General features: G+C 67.7%; 7 protein-coding genes and 2 pseudogenes. 6 read left to right on the top strand and 3 right to left on the bottom strand.

All coding sequences use genetic code 11. The features are described from left to right. Positions 1–305: 305 nt before the first annotated feature. A pseudogene (locus WA965_RS14750) lies at positions 306–536 on the top strand (transglycosylase family protein); the annotation flags it as partial. Positions 537–728: 192 nt separating this feature from the next. Here WA965_RS14750 and WA965_RS14745 read toward each other — a convergent pair. Beyond that, on the bottom strand, positions 729–1,895 hold the full coding sequence (locus tag WA965_RS14745; protein WP_526300918.1) for an FAD-dependent oxidoreductase: 1,167 nt from the start codon (positions 1,893–1,895) through the stop codon (positions 729–731). A 149-nt stretch (positions 1,896–2,044) separates the two neighbouring features. On the opposite strand from WA965_RS14745, the gene WA965_RS14740 reads away from it, so the two are divergent. The 3 genes from WA965_RS14740 to WA965_RS14730 are packed head-to-tail and all read left to right on the top strand — an operon-like array spanning position 2,045 to position 4,543. Further along, positions 2,045–2,587, top strand: a complete 543-nt coding sequence (locus tag WA965_RS14740; RefSeq protein WP_526300920.1) for a dimethylamine monooxygenase subunit DmmA family protein — start codon at positions 2,045–2,047, stop codon at positions 2,585–2,587. Continuing rightward, positions 2,584–3,537, top strand: coding sequence for a PDR/VanB family oxidoreductase (locus WA965_RS14735; protein ID WP_526300922.1), 954 nt, complete (start codon positions 2,584–2,586; stop codon positions 3,535–3,537). Before WA965_RS14740 ends, WA965_RS14735 begins: the two co-directional genes overlap by 4 nt. 28 nt (positions 3,538–3,565) lie before the next feature. Beyond that, the gene (locus WA965_RS14730) at positions 3,566–4,543 is read left to right on the top strand and encodes a heme-dependent oxidative N-demethylase subunit alpha family protein (protein WP_526447690.1); all 978 of its coding nucleotides are present in this window, start codon (positions 3,566–3,568) and stop codon (positions 4,541–4,543) included. Positions 4,544–4,607: 64 nt separating this feature from the next. On the opposite strand, the gene WA965_RS14725 is transcribed toward WA965_RS14730, so the two are convergent. Together WA965_RS14725 and WA965_RS14720 are read right to left on the bottom strand one after the other, a co-directional pair. Further along, positions 4,608–4,826, bottom strand: a complete 219-nt coding sequence (locus WA965_RS14725) for a hypothetical protein (protein WP_526447688.1) — start codon at positions 4,824–4,826, stop codon at positions 4,608–4,610. Next, positions 4,827–6,164: an ammonium transporter gene (locus tag WA965_RS14720; RefSeq protein WP_526300926.1), complete on the bottom strand. Its 1,338-nt coding sequence runs from the start codon at positions 6,162–6,164 to the stop codon at positions 4,827–4,829. Positions 6,165–6,349: 185 nt separating this feature from the next. Here WA965_RS14720 and WA965_RS14715 point away from each other — a divergent pair, with 185 nt between their 5' ends. Together WA965_RS14715 and WA965_RS14710 are read left to right on the top strand one after the other, a co-directional pair. Then, positions 6,350–8,353, top strand: coding sequence for a S9 family peptidase (locus tag WA965_RS14715; protein WP_526300928.1), 2,004 nt, complete (start codon positions 6,350–6,352; stop codon positions 8,351–8,353). Between the two features lie 11 nt (positions 8,354–8,364). Then, a pseudogene (locus WA965_RS14710) lies at positions 8,365–8,541 on the top strand (enoyl-ACP reductase); the annotation flags it as partial.

Genomic DNA, 8,541 nt, shown 5'->3' with positions numbered 1-8,541 from the left:
CCCGCCTCTGCGTGTCTGCGACCGCTCTAACCCCGCGTCTCTCAGGAGTCTCTTACGTCAGATAAGCAACTACTAAAACTTTCGCACCCTCCGTAACAGGTGATGTGGGTCACCCGACAGACCGGATAACCGCAGCGGAGAGCGCACCACCACTTCACTCGCGGGCCTTGAGTCACAATGGTCGGGGAAGGACCGCAGAGATGAACATTCGTAAAGTTGTCACCAAAGGCCTGATGGCCACCGCGATCTCCGGAGCGCTCGCCGTCGTCCCGATGACGCTCGATGGCGGCACCGCCACCGCGCATGCCGACACCGTCAACTGGGACGCGATCGCGCAGTGCGAATCGGGCGGGAACTGGTCGATCAACACCGGCAACGGTCACTACGGCGGCTTGCAGTTCAAGCCGGCCACCTGGGCCTCCAACGGCGGGGTGGGCAGCCCGGCGACGGCTTCACGCTCCGAGCAGATCCGCGTCGCCGAGAACGTGCTGCGGACCCAGGGGATCAAGGCGTGGCCGAAGTGCGGCGCCAAGGGCATGGCTGCTCAGGTGTGGGGCAACGCGCCCGCCGCGCCTGCCACACCGGCCACGGTTCCCGCGAAGGCGACGGGGTGCGCAGCGATGCCCACCTCGGTCTTCGGCGGAATCCTCGACCTGCGCAAGATGTGCACCGCGCTGACGACGCCCCGCGCGGCGCGCTGACGGGCGGCGCGCTGACGGGTTGCCGACTCAGCCGGTGACGTCGGCCGCGGTGGGCAGCACGAATGCCGAGGTGGCTGCGATCGACGCCAGGTGTGACGTCACCACGCGCTCCGGGATCAGACCGCTGGCCCGGCTCGCGGCACCGCTGAGGAACGATGGCCGCAGGTTGACGAGCCTGCCGATCATCGCCGATTCCCACACCAGCGGGCGGACCCGTCGTCGACGGAACCCGCCGAAGCGATCGAAGGCTGTCGGCAGGTCCGGAGACAGTTCGACGAAGCGGGCCAGAATCGCGGCGTCCTCCAGCCCCTGGCAGCCGCCCTGTCCGAGGTGGGGACGCATCGGATGGGCGGCGTCCCCGACGATCACCGCGGGTCCTCGAGACCATCGCCCGGGTTGCGCTCGGTCGTACAGGTCGTTGCGCAACAGATCAGCCGGGTCGGTCGAGGCGATCAACTGCGGTATCGGATCAGCCCAGGAGGCGAGCCGTGCCATGAGGTAGGCGTGCTCGCCCCCGGGGGCAGCACTTCCTTCCCAGGCGCGTTCGGTGGCGAACCAGTAGGTGTGGTCGGGGCCCAGCGGCACGTGTCCGACTTCGGCGCCCGCTGCCATGGTCTCGCCGGCCAGTGCGGGGTCGAGTGAATGTGCGGCGACTCCCCGCCAGGCGGTGTATCCGGCGTACCGGCTGGACAGCGGGCCGTTGAGGGTGCGCGCCACCATGGAGTTGACGCCGTCCGCCCCGACCACCGCGTCGGCGTCCCTGATCTTCCCGTCGGCCTGGGTGATCCGAACCGCGGGATCGGCGAGGACCAGTCCGGTCGCGGTGGTCCCGGTTTCGACGCTGCCGGCGGGCAGCGCACCGCGCAGGATGTCGGTCAACGTGGACCGACGCACCACCACCAGGGGTTCGCCGAGTGCATCGACGATGCGCTGGGCCGACGGACGGCGAAGCGATGTGCCGTCGCGCCAGCGGATCGCCCCGCCCGTCACCCGCCCGCCGGCGCTTCGCACCGCGTCGCCCAGTCCGATCTCGTCGAGCGCGGCCAGTGCGTTGGGCCAGATGCTGATGCCCGCACCCGTCGCGGCGTCGGTGCGCTGTTCGATCACCGTCACCTCGTGGCCTGTGCCGCGCAGGGCGACCGCGGTGGCCAAACCGGCGATGCCGGCGCCGATCACGGTGATGTGCGCGGACATGGGCTGACCCTATCCGGCGCTCACCGGCCATTCGGGCGCCGGCGGGGCACTCGTCAAGCAGACGAGACAGCCAAGTCACATCGGCGAAACGCGAGGCTGGTTTCCTGAAGGGTAACCATGTCAACCACAGGTGTACCCCGGAAGGTTTCATGAGACCTGCCCTCGAGCTGACCAGCGTGCCCACCTGGGCGACCACCCCTGCCCGCCCCGCCGCCGACTCCTCCGGCCGCTCCTGGACCGTCATCGGCTTCGGAGCTGCCGGGTCCGAGATCGCCCGGGCGTGGAGCGCCGAGCTCACCGCGGCCGGCCGATCCGCAGTGCGGCTGCACGAGATCGACGCGGTGGATGGTGATGAGCAGGCGCGGGCCGCCCTGGTCGCCGACCTCGCCAATGCGCGGGTCGGATGGCGACTGATGATGGCCGGCCCCGCCCACGCGTGCCTGAGACTGCGCGCCGCGGCCGTGCAGCTGGATGTCGCCGACGACGAGATCACGGTGGCGTCCACCGACGTGGACATCCGCGCCGTGCAGTGTGTGCACTGCCGCACGATCACCTGCGCCCCCGTCGAACTCGAGGACGTGGTGCCGTGCCGCGGGTGCGGACGCAACCTGCTGGTCCACTACCACGTATCCCGCCGGCTGGGCGCGCACCTCGGCTACATGGTCGACGCCGAGCAGCAGGTGGCCCGGTGAGCACGGACGGCACCCTCAAACTGGTCGTCACCCGAATCGACGACACGATCGAGGGGATCCGCACGGTGACGCTCGCCCGCCCCGACGGCGAAGCCCTGCCGTCGTTCACCCCCGGCAGCCACATCGTCGTCGAATGTGGTGGATCCGGTCGGAACGCGAACGCGTATTCGCTGACGGGCGAGGCGATCACGCCCGACGAGTACGTGATCTCGGTACTGCGATGTGATGACGGATCCGGCGGCTCGCGCTGGATCCACGACGAGCTGGCGGCGGGTGACACCGTGGTCACCCGCCTGCCTCGAAGCGCGTTCGCCCCGGTGCTGCGCGCCCGCAGGCATCTGATGGTCGCCGCGGGAATCGGGATCACCCCGATGGTGTCGCATCTGCGGGCCGCGCGTCTGTGGGGGAGAGACACCCGGGTGCTCTACATCCATCGTGACGGCCGTGATGCCTACGTCGACACGGTGCGCACGCTGGCCGGTCACGCCTCGATCCACACGCGCCGCGACGAATTCCTCGCCGAGCTGTCGACGAGCCTGGCCGACCAACCGCTCGGCGCACACCTCTACATCTGTGGACCCAGTCTGTTCATCGCCGCCGTCGAGGCGGCCGCCACCGAGCTGGGCTGGCCGGGAAGCCGGATCCATGTGGAGCACTTCGGATCCGACGCACTCGATCCCGGAGAACCGTTCGCCGTCCACGTCGCCTCGACCGGTGAGGAGTTCACCGTCGAGTCCGGGGTGTCCCTGCTGGAAGCGCTGGAAAGCCGCGGGTACGACGTGGCCAACCTGTGCCGCCGCGGGGTGTGCGGTGAGTGCCGGATCCCGGTGGCGCGCGGGGCCATCATGCACCGCGACCTGTTCCTCGGTGATGCCGAGAAGCAGGCGGGGGATTCGTTGATGGCCTGCGTGTCCCGCGCCGACGGCCAGACCCTGGAGTTGACCCTGTGATCGGAGAAGCGACGTGAGCGTAGAACACCTGTTGTCGGCACCGGACCTGATCGAGACGTTCCCGTTCCCGTTCGCCGCCGACACCTACCGGTACTCCACCAACGTCGAGCCGGCAGGGTCGGCAGTACATACCCCGGTCGGACGCTGGGGGGAGCGCGTTGTCGACATCGACAGCGAGTACGAGCACGAAATCGCCGAGCGCGCCGCTGTTCTCGCCGCCGATCCGACCCGGTACGCCGTGCTGCCACATATGAGGCCCGCGTGCTGGGACACGATGCTGACGTTGATGCGGGAGATGGCGGCCGCATACCCGGAGACCATGTCGCTGCAGCGGCGTGGCGCGGGATGGCATTGGCGCAATGACCGACTCGGGGTGTCGCAGGACTTTGTGATCGGCGACGAGGCCACGTTGCCCGCCGAACCACTGGCGTACATCGCGGGCCAGGTGCAGGAGGACATCGTTCTGCTCGACCAGCGTGACGGCGACCTCTTCGGTGACGCCGGTGTGGTGACCTTCGCCGCGGACTGGTCTTTCGGATTCGACGTCGGGATGACGTTCCTGGAGATCCACGGCCCGGTTCCGCGGCTTCGGGAAATGGGCGTCATCACCCGTGCGCGCGAATTCCTGATGCGACTGCAGCCCGGTGAGATCTACCGGCGCACCAATTGGACGCTGACGATCGGTCGCCGCCTTGACATCTCGACCGAGCGCTATCACGAATGGGGTCCCGACCGAACCATGATCCAGAGCGCCTCCGACGAGGACTTCGGGCGCCTGGTCCACCTGAGGGTCGAGGTTCAGCACCTCATCCGGTTGCCCGAATCGGGGGCGATCTGCTTTTTGATCCGGTCCTACATGCTGCCGTTGGCCGACGTCGCGACGGTCGAACCGTGGCGCGAGCGGGCGGCCACCGTGCTGGCCGAGTTGCCGGACGACATGGCCGACTACAAGGGGATCATCGCCTACCGTGATCACGCGGTGCGCTGGTTGCGCAACGCAGGCTGAGCGGACGACGAAGTCGCACGGATCCGAATGGATCCGTGCGACTTCGTGTCTGCCTGCGCGAGTGTCAGTACGCCGGCGGTTCGCCTTCCGCGACCGGCCCCTTCTCGACCGGGGTGTGGTCGATGATCGCCTTGTACGCGTGGTTCTCGTGCTGGATCATCCGGACGAAGAATCCGACGAAGAGCACCACCGCGAGGATGAAGAACATCCACGTGCCGAAGGTGTTGCCGCCGAAGGTGAACACCACGCCGGGCACGTCATAGCTGTCGATCGGACTGAACATTTATTTCACCTCCTCACCGAGGACGAGCACCGCAGTGCCGCTGCTGGCACGCATCTCGGTCACCGGGATGCCCTCGGGGTAGGGCGTGGCCGGAACCTCGGAGAGGTCCAGACCCTGCATCTCGACCTCCGGCGGAATCCGCAGCAGGCCGGCCTTCTTCAGGCCCAGCGACAGCAGGTAGGCGGGGAAGAAGCCCAGAGCGGCGAAGGTGACCGCACCGATCAGCTGGCCCCAGAAGGAGATCGACGGGTTGCCGTCGGTGTTGGGGTACCCGGCGAGGAAGATGCCCGCCATGATCAGCGAGTAGAAGCCCATGCCGCCGTGCACGGCGACCGCGCCCACCACGTCGTCGATCTTCATCTTGTCGAGCAGCTTGCCGATGAAAGGGATCAGGCCGCCGCCCACCAGCGCGATGACGAACGTCAGTGCCGGATGGTAGAGATCCATTCCCGCTGCGACTGCGATGACACCCGCCAGCCCGCCGGAGATCGTCCAGAACGGCTCACCGCGGGAGGTCAGGTAGGCCCCGATGATACCGCCGGCCAGCCCCATCAACGTGTTGAAGGCGAAGGCGCTCAACGTCGTCGGGCTTCCGTAGATCGTGGCGTAGCCGCCGGGGCCGTAGATGACACAGCCCATCAGGAAGCCGAAGAACCCGGTGAAGATCAGGAACAGTCCGACCATCGTCAGCGGCAGGTTGTGCGGGCGGATGGTGACCGCAGTCCCGTCGGGCAGGAATCGGCCGATCCGCGGCCCCAGGTTGATCAGGATGCCCAGCGCTGCGAAGCCGGCGATCATGTGCACACAACCGGCCGCGCCGACGTCGTGGAAGCCGAGTTCGGTCAGCATCCAGCCGGCGCCGTGCCACCCCCATGACGCGCCGATGATCCACACCACCGAGCCGACGAACACGGTCAGGACCAGGAAGCCGCTGGTGCGGATGCGTTCGAGCACCGCCCCGGACATGATCGAACCGGTGGTTGCCGCGAACAGGGCGAACGCGCCCCAGAAGATGCCGCTGGCCGGATCGTCGGTGTTCGGGCCCATGTTGTCGCTCCACGGCAGAGCTGCTTTGGCCGCGTCGTTGAACTCGATGAATCCGGTGGGCATCGCGTTGTACAGGAACCAGCCGACGAAGAAGAATGACGCCACGATCGTGGCGAAGGCCAGCAGGTTCTTCATTGCCGTTGCCAGAACGTTCTTCGAGCGCGACGCGCCGATTTCGTAGGCGAGGAAGCCTGCGTGGATGAGCATCATCAACGCGATGGACATCCAGTAGAAGAACTCGTTGTTGACTGCGGCCATGGACGCAATCGCGTCCTCGACTTCGGGTGTCAAGGGGGGACCTCCGCCGGGATAAGGGTGGCTAGGGAATGGCTTTTCGGACCACTGCGTTTATCCGCAGTGTTCGCGAGGTACTGACGGTGTACGAGGCTTGACGCTAACTGTGCGAATGTGTCCCACCTGTCAAGGCGAGTTAATTCCGCGTGAAGTCATGCGCTGGCGTGTGTTACGAAATCCGTATGTCTTCTGCTCCCAGCGCCCGGGATTGCCCGACGCCGTTCGGCGATCTCGACACATTCCTGGCCCTACCCAGGGTTTCTGGGCTTGCGGTGGCCCACGACGGATCTCGCATCGTCACCACGGTCAGCGAACTCGGCCACAAGAGAACCGAGTTCGTCAGCTCGCTGTGGGAACTCGATCCGGCCGGACGAGAGCCTGCCCGCCGGATCACCCACGGCGCCGCGGGGGAGTCGGCACCGCAGTTCACCGCCGACGGCGATCTGCTCTTCCTGGCCGCCCGGCCCAACGACGAGGACGACAAACCGCCGAAGTCGCTGTGGCGGCTTCCCGCTGCCGGGGGTGAAGCCCACGAGGCCGTCGCGTTCCCCGGTGGTGTCGGCGCCGCGGTGTCAGCCGCTGCAGCGGACACCACCGTGGTCGCCTCGTCTCGGCTTCCGTCGGCCACCGACGTCGACGAGGATCGTCGACTGCGGAGCGCGCGCAAGGACAGCAAGGTGTCGGCGGTGCTGCACGCGGGCTACCCGGTCCGGTACTGGGACCACGACCTCGGCCCCGACCTCACGCACCTGTTCGGCGCCGACGGCCGCGACCTCACCCCCGACCCCGGGCCGGCGCTGCGCGAGGCGCACTTCGATCTGAGCCGCGACGGCACCTTCGTGGTGACGACGTGGCAGGTGCCGGCGCCCGGAGCGGCCGTTCGCAGCGTCCTGGTGCGGATCGACATCGCCACGGCGGAACGATCGGTCGTCGCCGACGACCCCGACGCCGATCTGGGACACCCGGCCATCTCGCCCGACGGGCGGTCGGTGGCGTTCACCCGCGAGACCATCTCCACACCAGGGGAGGCCCCGCGAATCACGCTGTGCATCATGAGTTTCGGCGCGGACACTGTGGAACTGACCGGAGAGTGGGACCGATGGCCGAATTCGGTGACGTGGTCTGCGGACGGTTCGTCGCTGATCGTGACTGCCGACGACCACGGCCGTGGCCCCGTTTTTGCGGTCGACCCCCGGTCAGGCGCCGTGCACCCGATCGTCGCGGATGACTTCACCTACTCCGATGTGCGCATCGCGCCCGGCGGGGTGTTGTTCGCGCTTCGCAGTTCCTACGCGACACCACAGCATCCGGTGCGTATCGATCCCGACGGATCGGTGACCGTGCTGCCGTGTGTGCCGTTACCCGACCTGCCCGGCACGCTGACCGAGGTGACCGCTACCGCCGACGACGGTCAGGTTGTCCGGTCCTGGCTGGCGCTTCCGCACGGTTGCGACGACGATGCGCCTGCTCCACTGCTTCTGTGGGTCCACGGCGGCCCGCTGGCGAGCTGGAACGCCTGGCACTGGCGGTGGAATCCGTGGCTGATGGTCGCCCAGGGATATGCGGTGCTGCTTCCCGACCCGGCCCTGTCGACCGGCTACGGCCAGCAGTTCATTCAACGGGGTTGGGGCGCATGGGGATTCGCGCCATACACCGATCTGATGGCGGCGACCGACGCCGCGTGCGCGCACCCGAGGGTCGACCAGACCCGCACCGCGGTGATGGGCGGCTCTTTCGGCGGGTACATGGCCAACTGGATCGCCGGGCACACCGACCGCTTCGCCGCGATCGTCACCCACGCGAGCCTGTGGGCGCTGGACCAGTTCGGCCCGACCACCGACGGTGCCTACTGGTGGGCCAGGGAGATGACCCAGGAGATGGCGGCGGCGAACTCACCGCACCGGTTCGTCACCGAGATCGCCACGCCCATGCTCGTCATCCACGGCGACAAGGACTATCGGGTGCCGATCGGCGAGGCGCTGAGACTGTGGTACGAGCTGCTGAGCCGGTCGGCTCTGCCCGCCGCCGGCGACGGTGCCACCGTGCATCGATTCCTCTACTTCCCGTCCGAGAACCACTGGGTGCTCAATCCGCAGCACGCGAAGATCTGGTACCAGGTCGTGAGCGCCTTCCTGTCCCGGCACGTGCTCGGAAGGGACGTCGAACTGCCCGACACGCTCGGGTAGCGTCGGGATTCATGAATGCACCCGAACGCGAGTACGACATCGTCCTGTATGGCGCCACCGGGTTCGTCGGTAAGCTCACCGCCGAGTATCTCGCCGCCGCGGGTGGCAGTGCGCGCATCGCCCTCGCCGGTCGGTCCACCGACAGACTGCTGGCAGTGCGCGACTCGCTCGGCGAGGCGGCGCAGGCC

Source organism: Mycobacterium sp. (genome assembly GCF_049683935.1).
Classification (GTDB): domain Bacteria; phylum Actinomycetota; class Actinomycetes; order Mycobacteriales; family Mycobacteriaceae; genus Mycobacterium.
Note: the sequence above shows the minus strand (reverse complement) of the source record. Positions and strands in the feature narration are given on the sequence as shown.

Coding starts and splice junctions, on each gene's coding strand:
- WA965_RS14745 (WP_526300918.1), bottom strand. CDS start 1,895: ATGTCCGCGCACATCACCGTGATCGGCGCCGGCATCGCCGGTTTGGCC.
- WA965_RS14740 (WP_526300920.1), top strand. CDS start 2,045: ATGAGACCTGCCCTCGAGCTGACCAGCGTGCCCACCTGGGCGACCACC.
- WA965_RS14725 (WP_526447688.1), bottom strand. CDS start 4,826: ATGTTCAGTCCGATCGACAGCTATGACGTGCCCGGCGTGGTGTTCACC.
- WA965_RS14715 (WP_526300928.1), top strand. CDS start 6,350: ATGTCTTCTGCTCCCAGCGCCCGGGATTGCCCGACGCCGTTCGGCGAT.